Here is a 19,944-nt window from a genome sequence, read left to right as displayed (position 1 = left end):
TGTCAAGCCGCTGTTTCGCCGTGTAACAACCATGAAAAACTCCCCAGGTGCCCGCAGCCGTCGTGATCCTCGCCGCCGGTGCCGGGCAGCGCGTTGGCGCCGGCGCCAACAAGGTCCTCCTCGCGCTCGGCGACAAGCCCGTCCTGGCCTGGTCGGTCCGGGACGCGCTCGCCCTGGAGGACGTACGACGGGTGCTCGTGGTCGTCCGCCCCGGCGAGGACGACCGGGTGGCCGAGGCCCTCGCGCCGCACCTGGGCGGTGGTGAGGTCGGTGTCGTCGACGGCGGCCCCACCCGGCACGCGTCGGAGTGGCACGCCCTCCAGGCGCTGCGCCCGGAGATCGAGGCCGGCACGGTCGACGTGGTCGCCATCCACGACGGCGCGCGGCCGCTGGCCGGGCCGGCGCTCTTCGAGGCGACCATCGCCGCCGCCCGCGAGCACGGCGGCGCGCTGCCCTGCGTCCGGCTCCCCGGGCTGCTCGACCTGGCCGGGCGGACCCTGCCGCCGGAGCTGGACGGCGTCCAGACGCCGCAGGCGTTCCGCGCCCCCGAGCTGCTGGCGGCGTACGCCCGCGCCGAGCAGGACGGCTTCGACGGCACCGACACCGCGGGCTGCTGGGCGCGCTACACCGACCTGCCGGTCGCGGCGGTGCCGAGCAGCCCGCGCAACCTCAAGATCACCTTCCCCGAGGACCTCGAGCTGGCGCTGCGGCTGGCGTAGCCCGCTCAGGTCGCTCGGACCGCTCAGGTCGCGGTGAGCGCCTCGAGGACCCGCAGGTCCTCCTCGCTGCCGACCCGGCGGGCGTACGGCGGCGCCTCGACCAGCTCGACCGGGTACCGCCGGCGCAGCTCGGCCACCAGCGCGACAAGGTCGCTCGACGGCGGGCCGTCGAGGGCGGCGACCACCGCCGGCGGCAGCACCACCGGGGAGGCGACGGCGACCAGGCCGGTGCGGTCGAGCGTCTCGCCCACGAACCCGTCCGCCACGACCTTGACCGTGTCGGTCACCGGGCGGACGCCGACGACCACGCAGGCGTGCGCCGTCGCGTGGTCGACGCAGCCGGCGATGAAGTCGGGCGGCGTCATCGGGCACAGGGGGTCGTGGAGCACCAGCGGCAGCTCGGCCTCGACGAGCTCGGCCCACGGCGTACCCGTGTCGACCGGGGTGACCCCGGCCTCGCCCAGCGCCCAGGCGGCGGCCGCGACCAGCGACTCGCCGTGCACGAGCGCGTAGGGCAGCGCCCCGCGGTCCTCGTCGACGACGAGCCCGAGGGCGGCGGCCCGCTCCGGGACGTCGTACGGGTCGGTCGTCATGGCGACCACAACGTATGACGTCCCCCGGGAGCCGACCAAGCGGGTCCCGGCAGAGGCGACGACAGATGTGCCGACAAGTGCGACGACAAATGCGACGAGGCCCCCGGATCGACCGGGGGCCTCGTCAGCCGGATCAGGAGGCGAGCACCTCGTCGAGGAGGGCCTCGGCCTTGTCCTCGTTGGTGTGCTCGGCCAGGGCCAGCTCGGAGACGAGGATCTGGCGCGCCTTGGCCAGCATCCGCTTCTCGCCGGCCGACAGCCCGCGGTCACGCTCACGCCGCCACAGATCGCGCACGACCTCGGCGACCTTCATGACGTCGCCGCTGTGCAGCTTCTCCAGGTTGGCCTTGTAGCGGCGCGACCAGTTGGTCGGCTCCTCGACGTGCGCGGCACGGAGGACGTCGAACACCCGGTCGAGACCGGCCTTGTCGACGACGTCGCGGACTCCGACCAGATCGAGGTTGCACGCAGGCACCCGGACCACGAGGTCCTGTTGGGCGACGATGCGGAGTACGAGGTACTCCCGGTCCTCCCCCTTGATGGTCCGCATCTCGATGTCCTCGATGATCGCGGCCCCGTGATTCGGGTAAACAACCGTCTCGCCGACAGTGAAAGTCATATGTCAGGTACCCCTTCCTAGGTGAACATTCTAACACGTTGCTGAGCGTGGCCCGGTCGCGTTTGTGCAGGTCAGGGGCACAATCCGGGCTTGACAGATCCGGGGTGGGTGTGGTGGCGACGCTCCGGTGGGGCCGAACCCTCCCCTTCCGCGGCGGTCTGGCAGATACTGCGGATGTGTCCCCGACCCTCCGTCGCCGCAAGAGCGTCGCCACCGTGCCGGACGCCGCGCCGGAGTCGTCCGCGCCCGCCTCAGGACCGGGCGCGGGGTCGGCAGCCGCCGTCGCCGAGCCCCCGGCGGCCGAGGCGACTGCCGAGACCACCACCGAGACCACCACCGAGCCGCCCCGGCCCTCGCCCGAGCGTCGCCGCACCCTCGGCCACACCACGCCGGTCCTGCTCCTGCGCGCCGCGCACCCCCGCCAGGCGGTCCTCACGGCCGGCGGGCTCGCCCTCGCCGCCGCCCTGAGCGGGCGCCCCGGTCGCGAGGTGCTCCTGGTCCTGGGGACGGTGCTGGTCGGCCAGGCGGTGCTCGGCTGGCACAACGACCTCGTCGACCGCCGGCGCGACGCGACCCGGCTGCCGAGCGGCAAGCCGATCGCCGACGGCTACCTCGACCCCGGCACCGCCTGGTTCGCGCTCATCTGCGGCGTGCTGCTCGTCGTCCCGCTCTCGATCCAGAACGGCGTGACGGCCGGGGCGGCGTACCTCGCGTCGGTCGCCGTGGGCCTGGCCGGCAACTACGTGTTGCGCCGCGGCCTGCTCTCCTGGGTGCCGTGGGCCGTCGCCTACGGCCTCTACCCCGTCTTCCTCTCGTACGGCGGCTGGGGCGGTGACGCGACCGGCGGCCCGCCCGCGTGGTCGATGGTCGCGCTCGCCGCCCTGCTCGGCGTCGGCGTGCACGTCCTGTGCGCCCTGCCCGGCCTGGTCGCCGACCACGAGGACGGGTTCCGGCACCTGCCGCTGCGCCTGGCCCTGCGGGTCGGCGCGACCCGTCTGCTGGTGCTCGCCCTGGCCTGGGTGGTCGTCGACGTCGCGGTGATGCTGGTCGTCGGCGACAGCGTCGGCCTGCGCCGCTGACGGGCCCCTGACCCGGCGCCTGAGCCGGGTCGGCGACCGCTAGGCTGTCGTCCGCACCGCCGTCGACCCGTGAAGGTCCCCACCATGCAGCTTCGCCTGTCCGCCCGCGTGCTCGCCGCGACCGGGGTGGTCGCGCTCGCCACCACGCTGTCCTCCTGCGGCTTCGGCTACGCCACCGACCGGCCCTACACCCCCGCGGCGGGCGTCAACGACCGCGACGCGATGGTCGACGTCCTCGGCGCCGTCGTCGTCTCCGGCCAGGACGGCTCGGGCACCTTCATCGCCTCGTTCGCCAACAACGACCAGACCGAGCCCGCGACGGTCTCCTCGATCGAGGGCTCCGGCGACGACAGCGACATCAAGGCGGAGGACTTCCAGCCCGTCGAGGTCCCCGCGGGTGGGCTGGTCAACCTCGCCACCGACGGCGGCGTCGTGCTCACCGGCGACCAGATCGCCTCCGGCGCCTTCGTGAACCTCACCATCGGCTTCGACAACGGCGAGAGCGTCGACATCGACGTGCCGGTGCTGCCCCCGTGCCACGAGTACGAGGGCCTCGACGAGTCCGGCGACGGCTCCTCGGCCGAGGAGAACTGCACGGTCGAGTCCGCCGAGCCCGCCGAAAACTGAGCCGACACGGATCGGAGTCGCTGCGATGACCCACACGCTGGTCCTGCTCCGCCACGGCGAGAGCGAGTGGAACGCCAAGAACCTCTTCACCGGCTGGGTCGACGTCCCCCTCAACGACAAGGGTCGCGCCGAGGCCCTGCACGGCGGCGAGCTGATCCGCGAGTCGGGCCTGCTGCCCGACGTGCTCCACACCTCGCTGCTGCGCCGGGCGATCAACACCGCCGCGATGGCGCTCGACGTCGCCGACCGGCACTGGATCCCGGTGCGCCGCTCGTGGCGGCTCAACGAACGGCACTACGGCGACCTCCAGGGCAAGAACAAGAAGGAGACGCTCGAGCAGTACGGCGAGGAGCAGTTCATGCTCTGGCGCCGCTCCTTCGACACCCCGCCGCCGCCGATCTCCGACGACAGCGAGTGGTCGCAGGCCGGGCTCCCGCAGTACGCCGACCTCGGCGACGAGCTCCCGCGCACCGAGTGCCTCAAGGACGTGATCGCGCGGTTCCTGCCCTACTGGGAGTCCTCGATCGTCCCCGACCTGCGCGCCGGCCGCACCACCCTGGTCGCCGCCCACGGCAACAGCCTGCGCGCCCTGGTCAAGCACCTCGACCAGATCAGCGACGAGGACATCGCCGGGCTCAACATCCCCACCGGCATGCCGCTGGTCTACGAGCTCGACGACCAGATGCGCCCGACCGTCCCCGGCGGCCGCTACCTCGACCCCGAGGCCGCCGCGGCCGCTGCCGCCGCCGTCGCCAACCAGGGCCGCTGACACCCGCGCCACCGGGATAGTCCCTGACCTTCCGGCCCTCGGACCGCCCGCCCAGGGGCGAGAACGTCAGGGACTACCGCCCCGGAGCGGCTCAGACCTCCACGGCGTACGGCGTCTCGCCGGTGACCACGAACACGATCCGGTTCGCGACCGAGACGGCGTGGTCGGCGATCCGCTCGTAGTAGCGGCCGAGCAGGGCGACGTCGATGGCCGCCTCGACCCCGTGCTCCCAGTCGGCCGAGAGCATCTCAGCGAAGGTGGCCCGGCGCAGCCCGTCCATCTCCTCGTCGGCGAGGGCGAGCTCGCGGGCGCCGTCCACGTCGCGGTCGGTGATGACCGACGCGGTGCGGCGGCACATCTCCTCGGCGACCTCGGCCATCCGGGCCACCGTGGGGCGCATCGGCTCGGGGACGGCGAGGTTCGGGACCCGGAGCCGCGCGATCTTGGCGACGTGCACGGAGAGGTCGCCCATCCGCTCGAGGTCGCTGACCATCCGCAGGGCGGCGACCACGGTGCGCAGGTCGCTCGCGACCGGCTGCTGCAGCGAGAGGAGCATGAACGCGGAGTCCTCGATCTGCTCCCGCTCGTGGTCGATCGCGGCGTCGCTGCTGATCACCTTCTCGGCGAGCGAGGAGTCGCCGGTCAGCAGGGCCGCCGTCGCCAGCCGCACCGCCTCCTCGACGTCGCCGCACATGCCGGCGAGGTCCTGGAAGATGGCGTCGAGCTGCTCGTGGAAGGCCTGTCGCATGGGACAGAGCCTAGGCGGAGCAGATGGCACACCCCGTACTGAGCGTGAACGGGGGGTGAACATCCCGAAGCCCGGCGGCTCCTGGCGAACCCCGGGTGAAATCACTCGTACCATTCAAGCGTGGATCCGACGACGCAGGCGTTCGTCGCCGCGCTCATCGGAGCCGTTGTCGCCGGCGGCGCCGTGCTCGCGTGGCACGTCAGCGACCGCCAGCAGCACCCCTCGCCGCCCATCGAGGAGCCGGCGGTGCCCGACGGCGTGGCGACCGTGCTCTCCGTGCTGCGCAGCAGCGCGGTCCTCGTCGACGACTCCGACGTCGTGCTCAAGGCCTCCGCGCCGGCGTACGCCATGGGCCTGGTGCGGGGCACCGCGCTGGCCTCCACCGAGCTCGCCGACCTGGTCCACCAGGTGCGCCGCGACGGCCAGATCCGCGAGACCGAACTGCTCATGGACCGCCCCGCGTCGTCCCCGCGGCACGTCACCGCCCGGGTCGCCCCGCTGGGCGCCCGGCTGGTGCTGGCGCTGGTCGAGGACCGGACCCGCGAGCGGCGGGTCGAGGCGGTACGCCGGGACTTCGTCGCCAACGTCAGCCACGAGCTCAAGACGCCGGTCGGTGCCATCCGCCTGCTGGCCGAGGCGGTCCACGACGCCGCGGGCGACCCGGAGGCGGTCAAGCGGTTCTCCCACCGGATGCTCACCGAGAGCGACCGGCTCTCCCGGCTGGTGCAGCAGGTCATCGAGCTCTCCCGGCTCCAGGGCGACGAGCCGCTGGACCACCCGATCGCCGTCGACATCGACGAGGTCATCAAGATCGCCGTCGACACCAGCGCGATCGACGCCGACGCCAAGCGGATCTCAGTGGTGACCGGCGGGGTGCCGCACCTCGAGGTGTTCGGCAACGAGGAGCAGGTGATGGCCGCGGTCGCCAACCTGGTCGCCAACGCGGTGTCCTACTCCGAGCCGGACGCGACCGTCCTGGTCTCGACCAAGGTCGAGGACGACATGGTCGAGATCTCGGTCGTCGACCAGGGCATCGGCATCCCGGCGGGCGAGATCGACCGCATCTTCGAGCGGTTCTACCGGGTCGACCCGGCCCGGCACCGCTCCACCGGTGGCACCGGGCTCGGCCTGTCCATCGTCAAGCACGTGGCGGCAACCCACGGCGGCGACGTCCGCGTGTGGTCCGTCGAGGGGCAGGGGTCGACCTTCACACTGACCTTGCCCCGCTACGTCTCGGCCCGATCAGCAGAGGCACGGAACCAGGAGGCAGGCCGGTGACCCGGGTACTCGTCGTCGAGGACGAAGAGAGCTACAGCGACGCTCTCGCCTACATGCTGCGCAAGGAGGGCTTCGAGGTCGCGATCGCCGCGGACGGCAACGCCGCGCTCACCGAGTTCGACCGCAACGGCGCCGACATCGTGCTGCTCGACCTGATGCTCCCGGGCATCCCCGGCACCGAGGTGTGCCGCCAGATCCGGCAGACCTCGAGCGTCCCGGTGATCATGGTGAGCGCCAAGGACGACGAGGTCGACAAGGTCGTCGGCCTCGAGCTCGGCGCCGACGACTACGTCACCAAACCCTACTCGCCGCGCGAGCTGGTCGCCCGCATCCGCGCCGTCCTGCGGCGCGGCCAGGAGCCGGAGCTCGCCCCGGCCGCGCTCGAGGCCGGGCCGGTGCGGATGGACGTCGAGCGGCACGTCGTGACCGTCGACGGCCAGCAGCAGAAGCTGCCGCTCAAGGAGTTCGAGCTCCTCGAGATGTTCCTGCGCAACCCCGGCCGGGTGCTCACCCGCGGCCAGCTCATCGACCGGGTGTGGGGCTCCGACTACGTCGGCGACACCAAGACCCTCGACGTCCACGTCAAGCGGCTGCGCGCCAAGATCGAGCCCGACCCGGGCGAGCCGAAGTACCTCGTCACCGTCCGCGGGCTCGGCTACAAGCTGGATCTCTGAGGCGACGCGTGGCGCACGGCGGACCGCGGGACCTCGGCTCGTCGTTCGGCACGGCCGCGGGCGCGTACGCCGAGCACCGGCCCGACTACGCACGGGAGGCGGTCCGCTGGGCGCTCGCGGCCGCACCCGGTCCGCGCGTGCTCGACCTCGGTGCCGGGACGGGCAAGCTGACCGCGACGCTGCTCGCCCTCGGCGTTGATGTCGCCGAGGTCGTCGCGGTCGAGCCGGACCCGGCGATGCTGGCCGAGCTGCGCCGGGCGCTGCCGACCGTCCGCGCCCTGGCGGGCAGCGCGGAGGCGGTGCCGCTGCCGGACGGGTCCGTGGATGCCGTGGTCGCCGGCAATGCCCTGCACTGGTTCGACATGGACGCCGCCGGCCCGGAGATCGCACGCGTCCTCGCTCCCGGCGGCACCCTCGCCGGGCTCTGGAACGTCCTCGACGACCGCGTCGGCTGGGTCGCCGGGCTCGAGCAGGTCGCCGGACCGGCGGCCGTCGGACCCCGCGACACCCTCAGCAGCTGGCGAGCCGCGACGGCCGGGGCCCACCTCCCGGGCGCCGGGCAGGTCGCCCGGTTCGAGTCACCGGAACGCGCCGAGCTCCCCCACGGGCAGCGCCGTACCGCGGACTCCCTCGTCGCCACCCTGGCGACGCGTGCGGGGATGCTCGTCATGCCGGAGGCGGAGCGAACCGCCGTGCTGGACCGGGTGCGCGCCTACCTCGGCGGGCGGCCCGAGACCGCCCGGGGCGAGTTCACGCTGCCGATGCTGACCTGCGTGCTCCGCGTCCGCCGCCTCGCGCCGTAGCGACCGCGAGTCTCAGCAGGTCGGCTGCTCGGCGCTCCAGCCCAGCGGGATGCAGGCCGTGGTGCGGCTGGGCGTGCCGTGCTTGCCGATCCTCCACCGGTCGACCCGGGCGTTGTAGCCGGGCACGGCGAGGCTGACCTCGAGGGTCCGGCCGGGCTTGAGCTTCTTCACCGCCGCGGGACCGAGCAGCTTCATCAGGTCGACGGGCTTCTTCATGCTGCCCGGCGTGGTCCGCGGCGCGAAGCACCCGGCACCGGAGCAGGAGACCGTCACCACCCCGCGGTAGTCGATCGTCTCGCCGTTCTCGACGGCCGCCTCCGGCAGCACCTGCGTGGGCACCTTGTCGACCGTGAGGCGGCTCAGCGTCGGCGTACCCCGCCGGTCGGCCTGCCAGCCCGCGCGCACCTTGGTCGGCACGGTGGTGGCCAGCTGGTTGAGGCCCCAGGGCGGGTTGGCGTTGACGATGCGCCCGTCGGCGCACTTCACGTGCACGTCGGGCCACGCGGAGCCGGCGCCCTCGGCGGAGAGCGTGTAGTCGCCGGCCGGGATCTCGGTCCAGACGACGCCGCCGTCCGAGGACGTCTCGGTCTGGGTCCGGTCGGGGATGACGCTCTCGTTGAAGTAGGTCCGCTGGCCGGCCTCGGGGGTGATGTGCGCCTGGACGCCGGCGACGCCGTGGGCGCCCCAGTCGATGAACTGCTGGTAGGTCACGCCCCGGACCTGCTTGGTGCTCACCGTGCTGACCACGGCGCACTGCGCGGGGTAGCCCGCCTCGTCGGTGTCGATGTCGAGCACCAGCGCGAGCAGGTCGCGCACCCCGAGGGTGGGGGTCTGGAAGTTGACGTTGACGAGGTCCTGGCCGTCGGTGCTGAAGGTCTGCAGGTAGATCGTCCCGTAGCCGTCCTTGGTGATGTACGGCGTCACCTCGGCGTGGTCGGGCACCTCCAGGGCGTAGGTCCCGTCGTCGGCGACGGTGGTCGTGAGGCCCTCGTCCTCGAGGACGTGGATGGTCGCGCCCGCGAGCATCGTGTGGACGGTGTTGAACTGGTAGGCCGTGCCGCTCATCGTGACGGTCCCCTCGTCCGCGACCGCGGAGGTCGAGGCGCCGGTGAGGGGGACCAGGGCCAGCCCGAGGGCGGCCGCGGCGAGCGAGGCGAGGGCGAGACGGGGCATGCCGACCTTCCGTTTGTGGACGAACAGCGTCCCGAGGCCGCGCCCGGACCCTACCGGAGCCGGACGACCTCCGCGTCGGAACCGGGCGGAAGGGGTTCGCCGTCGATCGCCTCGAGCACCCGGCGGGTGTGCGCGACCGCGGCCGGCGGCGGGGCGCCGTGCGCGTCGAGCAGGTGGATGGTCGCCTCGACGAGGAGCGTGGACACGAAGTCCGGCACCGTCAGCACGTGCCCCTGCGTCGCGATCCGGCCCTCCGGGTCGGCGGCGCGCGCCGCGTGCCCGGCGGCGCCCGCGGTCGCGGTCCACTGGGCGAGGAGACCCCGCGGGCCGTCGTACGCGTCGGCGACGGCGACCACGAACCGGGCGTGCGCCGCGTCGTCGCCGCCCCCGGACGGCAGGAACGGACGCCAGTAGGTGACGTCGTCGACGTCCGGCTCGCCGCTCGCCGGCGTCGCGAGCGCGACCAGCGCGCGCTGGGCGTCGAGGAGCTGGTGGAAGAGCAGCTGCCGCACGTTCCAGGCGGGGGCGCGGGTGGGCTGCTCGAGCCCGGCCGGCGCCAGGCCGGTCACGTGCGCCGTGAACGCGTCGTAGGTGTCGGCGAGCAGGTCTGCGAGCTGCTCCGGCGTCCGATCCGTCACCGTGCGATCCTGACATGGCGGTGGATCGCGCCTCGACGTCCGATTTCCGCGTGTCCGAGGTCGGTGCCGGTCCCTACTCTTGGCAGGTGACGAGTACGACGGCTGCGGACCGCGCCCCCGCGACGAGCCCGCCCACCTGGATGCCGGTGACGGCCGTCGCGGTGACGCTGGTGTTCTGGGCGTCCGCGTTCGTGGCGATCCGGCACCTCGGCGAGGACTTCTCCCCGGGCGCGCTGACCCTCGGGCGGCTGCTCGTCGGCTCGGTCTGCCTCGGCGTCGCCGCGCTCAGCCGCGGGCTGCCCCGGCCGACCGGCCGCGAGTGGGTGTCGATCGTGCTGATCGGCGTGCTCTGGTTCGGCGTCTACAACGTCGCGCTCAACGCCGGTGAGCGGCGCGTCGACGCCGGCACCGCCGCGATGCTGATCCAGGTCTCGCCGGTGCTGATCGCCCTGCTGGCCGCGGTGTTCCTGCACGAGCGGTTCACGCTCTACCTCGGGCTCGGCCTCGCGCTCGCGTTCAGCGGCGTCGGGCTGATCAGCCTCTCGACGTCCGGGTCCGCCGACGGCGGCAACGACGTGCTCGGCGTCGTCCTGTGCCTGGTCTCGGCGGTCGTCTACTCGATCAGCCTGATCCTCCAGAAGCCGCTGGTCGCCCGGCTCCCCGCGATCCACGTCGTCTGGCTGGCGTGCACCGTCGGCGCGATCTCCTGCCTGCCGTTCGCGGGCCGGCTGGCCGACGAGACCGCCGCCGCGTCGGTGTCCTCGATCGTGTGGATCGTCTACCTCGGTGTCTTCCCGACCGCGATCGCCTTCACCACCTACGCCTACGCGCTGCGACACATGAGTGCCAGCAACCTCGGCGTGACGACGTACCTCGTCCCGCCGATCACGATCGTCATGGGCGTGGTGTTCCTGGGCGAGGCGCCGCCCCCGATGGCGTACGTCGGTGGCGCACTCGCCCTCGTCGGCGTGGCCGTCGCCCGGCGCAAGCCCCGCCCCCGCCCGGTCGTCGACGTCCCGGCGCCGGCGTGACGGTCGAGTCGAGGGTTCTGACCACTCGAGTCGAGGGTTCTGACCACGACGTGGCACGAACCCTCGACTCAACGGGTCACCACCCACGACTCAACTGTCGTCGGCCTCGAGCCAGCCGCGGAACGCCTCGAGGTTGTGGGTGGGCTCGCCGCGCAGGGTGCGCCACTCCCACTCCTTGCGGATCGAGGAGGCGAAGCCGAGCTCGAGGATGGTGTTGAACGACTCGTCGGCGTAGGTGAGCACCGAGCCGAGCAGCCGGTCGAGCTCGTCGGGGGTGACGGCGGCGAGCGGCAGCCGGCCGTCGAGGTAGATGTCGCCGAGCCGGTCGAGGGCGAACGCGACGCCGTACATCCGCAGGTTGCGCTCGAGCAGCCAGCGGTAGACGCGCTCGTGGTTCTCGTCGGGCTTGCGGCACACGAACGCGTGCACGCCGAGGACGTGCGCCCCGACGTCGAGCCGGACGGCGGTCTGCAGCTTCTTCTCGCCGGGCAGCGCGAAGGAGAAGACCCCGTCGGCGACCTCGTCGTACTCGACGCCGGTCTCGGTCAGGTGGTCGCGGATCACCTGCGCCGGGTCGTGCGCGGGGTCGCTCACACCGTCTCCCGCAGCTCGGCGCGGGCCCGGCCGTAGACCTCGAGCACCCGCTCGGCGGTGCGGTCCCAGGAGAACCGCCGCGCCTGCTCGAGCGCGCCGGTCTCCAGCCGCACCCGCAGGTCGTCGTCCTCGACGACCCGGCGCAGCGCCGCGGCCCAGCTGTGCGGGTCGTGGCCGTCGACGAGCAGCCCGCTGCTGCCGTCGCGTACGACGGTGGTGAGGCCGCCCACCGCGGCGGCGACGACCGGGGTGCCGGTGGCCTGGGCCTCGACCGCGACCAGCCCGAAGGACTCGTTGTAGGAGGGCACGGCGACCAGGGTGGCAGCGGCGTACCAGCGCGCGAGCTCGTCCTGGGCGACCGGCGGCACGAACCGGACCACGTCGTCGAGGCCGAGCTCGGTCGCGAGCTGGGCGAGCGACTCGGGGTGCTCCAGGCCGCTGCCGGAGGGGCCGCCCACGACCGGGACGACCAGCCGGGACCGCATCGACGGGCTCTGCTCGAGCAGCTCGGCGACCGCACGCAGCAGCACGTCGGGGGCCTTGAGGGGCTGGATCCGGCCCGCGAAGAGCAGCACGGCCGCGTCGGCCGGCAGGCCGAGCCCGGCCCGGACCTCGCGGGTGTCGTGCGGCCGGAAGACCGACAGGTCCACGCCGGGGTGCACGACCTCGAGGCGGCCCGGGTCCGCGTCGTACAGGTTGATCAGCTGCTTGGCCTCGAGGTCGGTGTTCGCGACCAGCATGTCGGCGGCCTCGACGACCTGCTCCTCACCGATGATCCGGGCCGCGGGCTCCGGGGTGTCGCCCTCGGCGAGCGCCTCGTTCTTGACCTTCGCCATCGTGTGCATGGTGTGGACGAGCGGGACGCCCCAGCGGTCGCGGGCGAGCGCGCCGACCTGCCCGGAGAGCCAGTAGTGGGAGTGCACCACGTCGTAGTGGCCCTCGGGCTGCGCGGCCTCGGCGCGCAGCACCTCGCGCGCGAACGCGCACATCTGGCCGGGGAGCTCGGCCTTGGTCAGGCCCTCGAACGGACCGGCGTGCACGTGCCGCACGGTGACGCCGTCGCCGGCGGGGACGACCTGATCGAGCGTGGACCGGGTCGCGCGGGTGAAGACGTCGACCTCGATGCCCTGCGCCGCGAGCCGGCGGGACAGCTCGATCACGTAGACGTTCATGCCGCCGGCGTCGCCGGTGCCCGGCTGGTCGAGAGGGGACGTGTGCAGGCTGATCATCGCCGCACGACGGATCGGGTCCACATCCACCTCGGAGCTCGGTTGCAACGCTGGTCAACCACGGTGAACAACCGCGGCGCCGGGTTGATTCCCGGATCGGCCGCCGCCAGGACCGCCCGGTGGCCGATCAGGCGGCGTGCGCGCCCGGGGCCCGGGGGCCGCGCTGGGCGCGCTGACCGCGCTCGGGGCGCCGGGAGCCACCGGCCTCCCCCTCGGCGCGGCGGGTCCGGACCACCGCGGGGGCGCCGACGGCCACGGCGACGAGACCGGCCGCGACCAGCAGCACGGCGTGGTCGACGTTGTCGCGCAGCACGCCGAGCACCGACGCGACCAGCGCCAGGAAGCACACGGCGACGACCGCGCGCAGCCAGGTCGCGGTGCGGCTGACGAGCGCCGCGCCCGCGGCGAGGACGGCCACGGTGAGGAGCACCGCTCCGACCCAGAACAGGACGCCGACCCACGCGGCGACGATCCAGCAGAGTCCGCCGACCACGGCGGCGATCGCCACGGCAAGGCGCATCTACGTCTCCTTCGACGGGGGTGTGAGACGACAGGTCAGTGTGCCACTGCTTGCGGCCGCCGACCAGAATGGCGCCATGGACCACACCCGCACCGCCGTCGTGACCGGGGCGAGCAGCGGCATCGGCGCCGCGACCGCCCGCCACCTGGCCCGGGAGGGCTTCCACGTCTTCTGCGCGGCCCGGCGCACCGACCGGATCGAGGCGCTCGCCGCGGAGATCGGGGGTACGGCGGTCGCCTGCGACGTCACCGACGAGGCCTCGGTCGCGGCGCTGGCGAGCGCGGTCGGCGACCGGCTCGACGTCCTCGTCAACAACGCCGGCGGCGCGTTCGGGGCCGGGCCGGTCGCGGAGGCCGACAGCGACGAGTGGCGCCGGATGTTCGAGGTCAACGTGGTCGGCCTGATGCAGGTCACCCGGGCGCTGCTGCCCGCACTGGTGGCGAGCGGGGACGGCGTGGTCCTCAACGTCGGCTCCACCGCCGGCCGGATCGCCTACGAGGGCGGCGCCGGCTACACCGCGGCCAAGCACGGCACCCGGGTCGTCAACGAGACCCTGCGCCTGGAGCTCTACGACCAGCCGGTCCGGGTGATGGAGATCGCCCCCGGGATGGTGCGGACCGAGGAGTTCGGGCTGGTCCGGTTCGGCGGGGACGAGGAGAAGGCCGCGGCCGTGTACGCCGGGGTCGCCGAGCCGCTGGTCGCCGACGACATCGCCGACGCGATCACCTGGATGGTCACCCGACCCTCGCACGTGAGCGTCGACGAGCTGGTGATCCGGCCGAAGGCCCAGGCTGCCCAGCACAAGGTCCACCGCCAGACCTGAGCGAAGCGAAGGTCTGACGCGGTGGAGGTCGAGCGAGCCCCGCGACCGACGCAGGAGGTCGCGACGGGCGTGTCGAGACCCAGCGGGCGGAGCTGGACGATCCCACCACCAGATCCAGCCTGGACATACCGCGGGCATCTGACAGACTCACCGCCATGCAGACCATCGGACTCGTCGGCGGGATGAGCTGGGAGAGCAGCGCGGTCTACTACGAGGCGCTCAACCAGGGCGTCGAGGAGCGCCTCGGCGGGCTCTCGTCGGCGCGGACCGCGATGGTCTCGGTCGACTTCGCCGAGGTCACCGCGCTGCAGGAGCAGGAGCGCTGGGACGACGTCGCCGAGGTGCTCGCCCGGGCCGCGCGCGGCGCCGAGCTGGCCGGTGCCGACTTCCTGGTGCTGTGCACGACGACGTTCCACCGGGTCGCCGACCAGGTGGCCGAGGCGGTCGACATCCCGCTGCTGCACCTGGCCGACGTCGTCGCCGACGCCTGCACGGCGCAGGGCGTCACGGAGGTCGGGTTCCTCGGGACGACGTTCGCGATGTCGCGCTCGTTCTTCACCGACCGGATCGCCTCGCACGGCCTGACGGTGCACGTCCCGGACGAGCGGCACCACGCGACGCTGAACCGGGTCATCTACGACGAGCTCGTGCACGGCAAGGTGCTCGACTCCTCGCGGCGTACGGTCGTCGAGCTCATCGACGAGCTCTGGGACGCCGGCGCGGGCGGCGTGATCCTCGGCTGCACCGAGCTCGAGATGCTGGTGCGCCAGGCCGACGCCAACATCCCGGTCTTCCCCTGCACCACCCTGCACGTCGCCGCCGCGCTCGACCGCGCCCTGGGCTGAGGCCGGTTCTCCCCGCTCGCCCGCCCGTCCGCCCGCCGGGATAGTCCCTGACGTTCTCGCCCCGGAACGGCGCCCGAAGGGCGCAAAGGTCAGGGACTATCCCGCCAGCACCAGCTCCACGAGCCGGGCCAGGTCGGGGGTGAGGTGCTGCTCGGGGACCCGGGCGCAGTCGCCGCAGAGGTCGAGGTCGTAGACGTAGCGGTCCGGCTGCGGGTCACCGCCGGGCAGCGCAGCCAGGTCGACGCGGTCGACGAGGGCCGCGACCTCCGGGGCCCGCGGGTCGGCGCCGTCGAGGTCGAGCTCGCCGGAGGTCCGCAGGCCGGCGAACCCGCCGGTGCGCTGCACGCTCACCCGCCGCGACCCCGACCCGGTCGCCGCGCCACCGGCACCCGCCGTCCCCGACGAGCCGGTGACGCCGACCGTCGCCCACGCCCGGCGTACGGCGTCCGCGTGCTCGCCCGCGGCGTCGACCGTCGCCGCGGCGAACCCCGCGAAGTCGGTGTCGGCGGTGACCGCGCCGCCGGTGAGCGCGGCGTACCAGACCCGCCCGGCGCCCTCCCACGACGTGCCACCGAGCGCGACCGCGGCGAGCTGGAAGGCGCGGTTCGGGATGCCGGAGTTGATGTGCACCCCGCCGTTGTCGTCGCCGGTCTCCACGTAGTCGTCGAGGTGGCCGACCTGCGGGTCCTTGCCGAGCCGCGGGTCGTCGTACGCCGTGCCGGGCGCGGCCATGTCGCGCAGCGCGCGTGCCCGCACCGACGGCGCGAAGATCCCCTCGCCGATCAGCCAGTCGGCCTCCGCGGGTGACTGGCCGAGCAGCCGCTGCTTGAGGCAGGACGCGAACACGTCGGAGACGGACTCGTTGAGCGCCCCGGGCTGGTCCTGGTAGCGCAGCCCGGCGGTGTGCTCGGTGACCGCGTGGGTGAGCTCGTGGCCGAGCACGTCGACCGGCCGGGTGAACCGCTCGAACACCGTCCCATCCCCGTCGCCGAAGACCAGCTGGAGACCGTTCCAGAAGGCGTTGTCGTAGTCCTGGCCGTAGTGGACGCTGAGGGTGACCGGCGCGCCGCGGCCGTCGTACGACGAGCGGCCGTAGACCTCCGCGTACAGCGCGAGCGCGGCGGCGATCCCGTCGGCCGCCTCGTCGACGGCGGCGTCCCCGGTCGCGGGCTGGCCGGCGGCCCGCACCGCGCGCCCGGGCAGGGCGGTGTCGTGGCCGGCGTCGTGCACGGTCCAGGCCGCGCCGCCGGGGGCGACGACCGACCGGCCCTCGAGCAGCAGCGCAGAGCGCCGGCCTCGGTGCATCCGGTCGACCACGATGCTTCCCGGGGCGATCCGCTCGAGCAGGTACGGGGGCACGAACCGGCAGACGTCGTCCATGCCCCCACCCTTCCCCGGGACCGCGAGCGTCAAAGCAGGTTCGTGCTCACCAGGGGTCGGGTCACCAGAGGCTCAGCCGCGCGGCCGGCTGGTTGACCACGATCGCGTCGCTGTACGTCGTCGCGTCGTTGTCGAACTGCACGTAGACCGACCAGGTGAGCGGGAGCCCGGGGATCGAGTCCATCGTCCACGGGACCGTGCAGCCGCCCGCCAGCGGGAACACCGTCGCGCCGGCCATCGACGCGTGGTTCGACACCGCGACCGTCGTGGCCCCGGCCGGCGCCCGGATGGTCAGCTGGACGGCCGGGTTCGTCGTCTCGGCAGCACCGCCGTTGATCAGCACGCCGACCTCGCCGCTGCAGCCCGTGGAGCCACCGACCGCCTCGGACCGGGCCGCGCCCTTGCCGGCCGCGTTGGACGCGACGACCAGGCAGCGCAGGGCGTGGTCCTGGTCGGCGGCCACCTGCACGTAGGTGGTGCCGGTGCCGATCGTCGCCCCGTCCCGCTGCCAGACCACGGTGTACGACGTGGGCGACCCGGTCCACGTGCCGACCGCGCAGGTCAGGGTCTGCCCGGTGCCCGTCGTGCCGCTGATCGACGGCGGCGTCGTCACGGTCGGCGACCCGCCCGGCACCGCGGGGACGGTCTTGCCGCCGGAGGTGGCGGCCGCCGTGCCCGCGCCGTTCGAGGCGGTCACGGTGCAGCTCATCGACGCGCCCTGGTCGGCCGAGAGGACGACGTACTTGTCGGAGTCGGTGTCCGCGACGGGGGTGCCGTTGCGGTTCCAGACGTAGTGGTAGCTGATGCCGCCGCCGGTCCAGGTGCCCGGGGCGCAGGTCAGCGCCGTCGCGACGGCGCCGGTGCCGCTCACCGTGGGGGTCGCCGTGTTGACCGGCGGCGAGCCGTCGGAGACCACCACGGGCGCGGAGCTGGCGGCACCGTCCCCGGACCCGTTGGTGGCCACCACCGTGCAGACCAGGCTGGCGCCGGCGTCACCGGCCACGACGACGTACGTCGACGCCGTGGCGCCGCTGATCGCCGCGCCGTTGCGGCGCCAGACGTACTGGAACGACGTCGGCGCGCCGGTCCAGGTGCCGTTGCTGCAGGTGAGGGTCTGACCGACCGCGGGGGTGCCACTGATCACCGGCGGCGCGGTGTTGGCGGGGGCGTGACCGGAGGGCCCGGAGACCGTCACCGCCGCGGACGGCGCCGAGGCGGTCCCGCCCGCCGAGGTCGCGGTCACCACGCAGGTCAGCGAGAGACCGACGTCGCTGCTGAGCACGGTGTAGGTGGGCCCCGACCCGGCGTCGGTGACGCCGCGGCGCCACGCGTAGGAGTAGCTGATCCCGCTGCCGGACCAGGTCCCGGGGTTGCAGGTGAGGGTCTCGCCGGGGCTGGCGGTGCCGCTGATGGTCGGCGGGGAGACGTTGGTGGGCGCGGTCCCCGAGCCGCCGACGGTCACCGCGGCCGAGGTCGCCGAGGCGCTGCCACCCGAGCTGGCCGCGGTGACCGTGCAGGTCAGCGCGGTCCCGCTGTCGGCGGCGACCACCGTGTGGGTCGCTGTCGTCTCGCCCGCGATCGGCGCACCGGCGCGGCGCCACTGGTAGGTGTAGACGATCGGGTCGCTGGGGCCGCCGCCGGACCAGAACCCGGTGCTGCAGGTCAGGACCTGGCCGACGGCCGGGGTGCCGGAGATCACCGGTGGGACCTGGTTCGTCGGTCCGTCGCCGCCGCCACCGCCGCCGACCGTGACCGACGCCGACGTCGCCTGGGCGCTGCCCTTGGCGTTGGTCGCCCGGACGGTGCAGCTGAGGCGAGCGCCCGAGTCGTCGCTGCTGACGGTGTAGATCGACGTGCCGGCACCCGAGATCGCGGCGCCGTCCCGGTTCCAGGTGTAGGCGTAGTTGATCGGCTTGGCGCCGGTCCACGAGCCGGACGAGCAGCTGAGCGTGTTGCCGACGACCGCGGTCCCCGAGATGGAGGGCGAGGCGACGTTGGCCGGGGCGCCACCGCCGCCCCCGCCGCCGTCGTCGTCGCCGCCGGCCCCGGCGCGCACGCCGCGGCTCCAGTAGCTGTAGCCACCGGTGCTCCACCGCTGCACGCGGGTGTTGTCGGTGTCGAGGACGAAGTAGTTGCCCGAGAGCCCGCCGCCGTCCTGGTCGTGCTGGGCCAGCGCACCGGGCGAGTTGAGCCGGCCGACCGCGCGGCTGGCGTGCGGCGGGTGGCCGAGGGTGCGGTAGAGCGAGTAGCGGTAGTTGGTGTTGACCAGGTAGAGCGCGTTGTTCGCCATGTCGGTCACGGTCAGCTGGCCGTGCCGGTCGACGACGACGCCACCGGGCTCGGGGCGCGCACCGCCGCGCGGACGCTTGAGCGTGTAGCGGCTGGCCGGGCTCGACGAGCCGCGCAGCGAGGAGGCCTTGAAGGAGAGCACCTGGCCCCGGTCCGGCAGCGCCACGTAGACGAACGCCGGGCGGCCGGCCTGCGCGACGCCGTACGCGACCCCGCGCGGGCGGCCGGGCAGGCCGACGGTCGTCAGCAGGTCCCCGTTGCGGGCGTAGACCGACAGGCTGTTGGCGCACCGGTTGGCGACGTAGATGCGGTTGTCGGCGACCGCGATGCCGCCGTACCGGGTCGCGGGCGTGCTGCTGTCGCAGGTGCGCAGCGGGTCGTGGTCGAAGTGCATGCGGACGTGCCCGCTCGGGCTGAGCAGCGAGACGCCGGTCTCGTAGTCGACCCAGATGTCGCCGTTCGCGGCGACGTCGAGGCCGTCGACGGCCTCGTCCTGGTCCAGCGGCACCGAGCCGTGGAGCTTGCCGCCGGAGTTGATGCGCTGGAGCTTGCCGCCGGTGGAGAACCCGACGTACGTCGTGCCGTTCTTCGCCAGCCCGATCGCGGTCGGCTTGTCGCCGGCGACGGCGTCGGCCGCCTCCGCGCGCGCCACGGACGCGGTCCCGAGCCCCGCGAGGATCATGGCTAGGGCGACCAGACGGCCCAGGGGGGCGCGCACACCTTCACCCTATCCGCGCTCCCGGCCGCTCCGATCCCGCTGTCCGCGGGGGGTCTGGACCGGCTCCGGGCCCCCCTCTCCCGCCGCCGCGGGCCTCGGGGTTGCGTCATCCGAGGTGGCTGCCGGAGCGACCGACCCGCATGACGTCCCGCGGGCCGCCTCGGGGTTGCGTCATATGAGGTGGCTGCCCGAGCGACCGACCCGCATGACGTCCCGGGCCGCCCCGGGTTGCGTCATACGAGGTGGCTGCCGGAACGACCCGCTCGGATGACGTCCCGGGTGCTGCTCAGCCGACCGGGGCGCGGTCCGGCGGGAACCCACCGGTCGCGATCGGTCCCCAGCGGTCGACGGTGATCCGGATCAGCGACTTGCCCTGGCGGCGCATGGCGTCGCGGTACTCGTCCCAGTCGGGGTGCTCGCCGGAGATGCACCGGAAGTACTCCACCAGCCCGTCCTCGGCCTCGGTCGAGGGCATGTCGAGCACCTCGGCGGTCCCGTCGACCTGCACCCAGGCGTCGCCGAAGTCGTCCGAGAGCACCAGCACCGACGCGGCGGGGGTGCGGCGCAGGTTCACGGCCTTGGCCCGGTCGGGGTACGTCGAGATGACGATCCGCCCCTCGGCGTCGACCCCGCCGGTGACCGGCGAGAGCTGGGGGCGGCCGTCCGCACGCGTGGTGACCAGCACCAGGTGGTGACGGGTCCGGGCGAACTCGAGCAGCTGCTCGCGGTCCACCCGCTCGTTCGTCGCGATCGTCGGCATGCCGTCCAGCCTAGGTCGGTCGGCCGACCGACCCC

The 19,944-nt window shown here is 73.6% G+C and carries 21 protein-coding genes; 10 read left to right on the top strand and 11 right to left on the bottom strand.

Translation table 11 applies throughout. The features are described 5' to 3' along the window. Window positions 1–47: 47 nt before the first annotated feature. Entirely contained in the window at window positions 48–719 is a 672-nt protein-coding gene (locus ACILQ5_RS07565; protein ID WP_395657367.1) for a 2-C-methyl-D-erythritol 4-phosphate cytidylyltransferase, read from the top strand. Between the two features lie 23 nt (window positions 720–742). Here the strand turns inward: ACILQ5_RS07565 and ACILQ5_RS07560 are convergent, their stop codons facing one another. Beyond that, window positions 743–1,312 (bottom strand): 2-C-methyl-D-erythritol 4-phosphate cytidylyltransferase, encoded by a 570-nt coding sequence (locus ACILQ5_RS07560; protein ID WP_395657366.1) that lies wholly within the window; start codon window positions 1,310–1,312, stop codon window positions 743–745. Window positions 1,313–1,445: 133 nt separating this feature from the next. Then, window positions 1,446–1,931, bottom strand: coding sequence for a CarD family transcriptional regulator (locus ACILQ5_RS07555; protein ID WP_395657365.1), 486 nt, complete (start codon window positions 1,929–1,931; stop codon window positions 1,446–1,448). Window positions 1,932–2,107: 176 nt separating this feature from the next. Here ACILQ5_RS07555 and ACILQ5_RS07550 point away from each other — a divergent pair, with 176 nt between their 5' ends. From ACILQ5_RS07550 to ACILQ5_RS07540, 3 genes are all read left to right on the top strand, one after another. Beyond that, complete coding sequence (locus ACILQ5_RS07550; protein ID WP_395657364.1) at window positions 2,108–3,010, top strand: UbiA family prenyltransferase; 903 nt, start codon at window positions 2,108–2,110, stop codon at window positions 3,008–3,010. Window positions 3,011–3,094: 84 nt separating this feature from the next. Further along, complete coding sequence (locus tag ACILQ5_RS07545) at window positions 3,095–3,637, top strand: hypothetical protein (protein WP_395657363.1); 543 nt, start codon at window positions 3,095–3,097, stop codon at window positions 3,635–3,637. Between the two features lie 25 nt (window positions 3,638–3,662). After that, window positions 3,663–4,406 (top strand): phosphoglyceromutase, encoded by a 744-nt coding sequence (locus tag ACILQ5_RS07540; RefSeq protein ID WP_395657362.1) that lies wholly within the window; start codon window positions 3,663–3,665, stop codon window positions 4,404–4,406. Window positions 4,407–4,497: 91 nt separating this feature from the next. Here ACILQ5_RS07540 and phoU read toward each other — a convergent pair whose 3' ends face one another. After that, window positions 4,498–5,154, bottom strand: coding sequence for a phosphate signaling complex protein PhoU (gene phoU / locus ACILQ5_RS07535; RefSeq protein ID WP_395657361.1), 657 nt, complete (start codon window positions 5,152–5,154; stop codon window positions 4,498–4,500). A 120-nt stretch (window positions 5,155–5,274) separates the two neighbouring features. Here phoU and ACILQ5_RS07530 point away from each other — a divergent pair, with 120 nt between their 5' ends. The 3 genes from ACILQ5_RS07530 to ACILQ5_RS07520 are packed head-to-tail and all read left to right on the top strand — an operon-like array spanning window position 5,275 to window position 7,909. Further along, on the top strand, window positions 5,275–6,432 hold the full coding sequence (locus tag ACILQ5_RS07530; protein WP_395657360.1) for a sensor histidine kinase: 1,158 nt from the start codon (window positions 5,275–5,277) through the stop codon (window positions 6,430–6,432). Continuing rightward, complete coding sequence (locus ACILQ5_RS07525) at window positions 6,429–7,106, top strand: response regulator (protein ID WP_395657359.1); 678 nt, start codon at window positions 6,429–6,431, stop codon at window positions 7,104–7,106. Before ACILQ5_RS07530 ends, ACILQ5_RS07525 begins: the two co-directional genes overlap by 4 nt. Before the next feature lie 8 nt (window positions 7,107–7,114). Next, on the top strand, window positions 7,115–7,909 hold the full coding sequence (locus ACILQ5_RS07520) for a class I SAM-dependent methyltransferase (protein ID WP_395657358.1): 795 nt from the start codon (window positions 7,115–7,117) through the stop codon (window positions 7,907–7,909). Between the two features lie 12 nt (window positions 7,910–7,921). Here the strand turns inward: ACILQ5_RS07520 and ACILQ5_RS07515 are convergent, their stop codons facing one another. Beyond that, window positions 7,922–9,082: a hypothetical protein gene (locus ACILQ5_RS07515; protein ID WP_395657357.1), complete on the bottom strand. Its 1,161-nt coding sequence runs from the start codon at window positions 9,080–9,082 to the stop codon at window positions 7,922–7,924. A gap of 50 nt (window positions 9,083–9,132) precedes the next feature. Continuing rightward, window positions 9,133–9,720, bottom strand: coding sequence for a maleylpyruvate isomerase N-terminal domain-containing protein (locus ACILQ5_RS07510; protein WP_395657356.1), 588 nt, complete (start codon window positions 9,718–9,720; stop codon window positions 9,133–9,135). A gap of 86 nt (window positions 9,721–9,806) precedes the next feature. Between ACILQ5_RS07510 and ACILQ5_RS07505 the strand changes: the two genes are divergently transcribed. Next, a complete protein-coding gene (locus ACILQ5_RS07505) occupies window positions 9,807–10,751 on the top strand; it encodes a DMT family transporter (RefSeq protein ID WP_395657355.1) in 945 nt (314 codons plus the stop codon). Window positions 10,752–10,841: 90 nt separating this feature from the next. On the opposite strand, the gene ACILQ5_RS07500 is transcribed toward ACILQ5_RS07505, so the two are convergent. From ACILQ5_RS07500 to ACILQ5_RS07490, 3 genes are all read right to left on the bottom strand, one after another. Continuing rightward, entirely contained in the window at window positions 10,842–11,345 is a 504-nt protein-coding gene (locus ACILQ5_RS07500; protein ID WP_395657354.1) for a YbjN domain-containing protein, read from the bottom strand. Then, the gene (mshA, locus tag ACILQ5_RS07495; RefSeq protein WP_395657353.1) at window positions 11,342–12,574 is read right to left on the bottom strand and encodes a D-inositol-3-phosphate glycosyltransferase; all 1,233 of its coding nucleotides are present in this window, start codon (window positions 12,572–12,574) and stop codon (window positions 11,342–11,344) included. Before mshA ends, ACILQ5_RS07500 begins: the two co-directional genes overlap by 4 nt. A 127-nt stretch (window positions 12,575–12,701) precedes the next feature. Then, the gene (locus ACILQ5_RS07490) at window positions 12,702–13,094 is read right to left on the bottom strand and encodes a hypothetical protein (RefSeq protein WP_395657352.1); all 393 of its coding nucleotides are present in this window, start codon (window positions 13,092–13,094) and stop codon (window positions 12,702–12,704) included. 76 nt (window positions 13,095–13,170) lie between these two features. Between ACILQ5_RS07490 and ACILQ5_RS07485 the strand changes: the two genes are divergently transcribed. Both ACILQ5_RS07485 and ACILQ5_RS07480 read left to right on the top strand, forming a co-directional pair. Further along, window positions 13,171–13,917, top strand: a complete 747-nt coding sequence (locus ACILQ5_RS07485; protein ID WP_395657351.1) for an SDR family NAD(P)-dependent oxidoreductase — start codon at window positions 13,171–13,173, stop codon at window positions 13,915–13,917. 155 nt (window positions 13,918–14,072) lie between these two features. Beyond that, window positions 14,073–14,762, top strand: coding sequence for an aspartate/glutamate racemase family protein (locus ACILQ5_RS07480; RefSeq protein WP_395657350.1), 690 nt, complete (start codon window positions 14,073–14,075; stop codon window positions 14,760–14,762). A 96-nt stretch (window positions 14,763–14,858) separates the two neighbouring features. Here the strand turns inward: ACILQ5_RS07480 and ACILQ5_RS07475 are convergent, their stop codons facing one another. From ACILQ5_RS07475 to ACILQ5_RS07465, 3 genes are all read right to left on the bottom strand, one after another. Then, window positions 14,859–16,142, bottom strand: coding sequence for a protealysin inhibitor emfourin (locus tag ACILQ5_RS07475; protein ID WP_395657349.1), 1,284 nt, complete (start codon window positions 16,140–16,142; stop codon window positions 14,859–14,861). Between the two features lie 61 nt (window positions 16,143–16,203). Then, window positions 16,204–19,149, bottom strand: a complete 2,946-nt coding sequence (locus ACILQ5_RS07470) for a hypothetical protein (RefSeq protein ID WP_395657348.1) — start codon at window positions 19,147–19,149, stop codon at window positions 16,204–16,206. 286 nt (window positions 19,150–19,435) lie between these two features. Continuing rightward, window positions 19,436–19,909: a PPOX class F420-dependent oxidoreductase gene (locus ACILQ5_RS07465; RefSeq protein WP_395657347.1), complete on the bottom strand. Its 474-nt coding sequence runs from the start codon at window positions 19,907–19,909 to the stop codon at window positions 19,436–19,438. Window positions 19,910–19,944: the final 35 nt, after the last annotated feature.

This window comes from Nocardioides sp. (genome assembly GCF_044226305.1).
In the GTDB taxonomy this organism is placed as follows: Bacteria; Actinomycetota; Actinomycetes; order Propionibacteriales; family Nocardioidaceae; genus Nocardioides.
The sequence above is the reverse complement of the archived record's forward strand: the minus strand, read 5'-3'. Positions and strand labels throughout refer to the sequence as shown.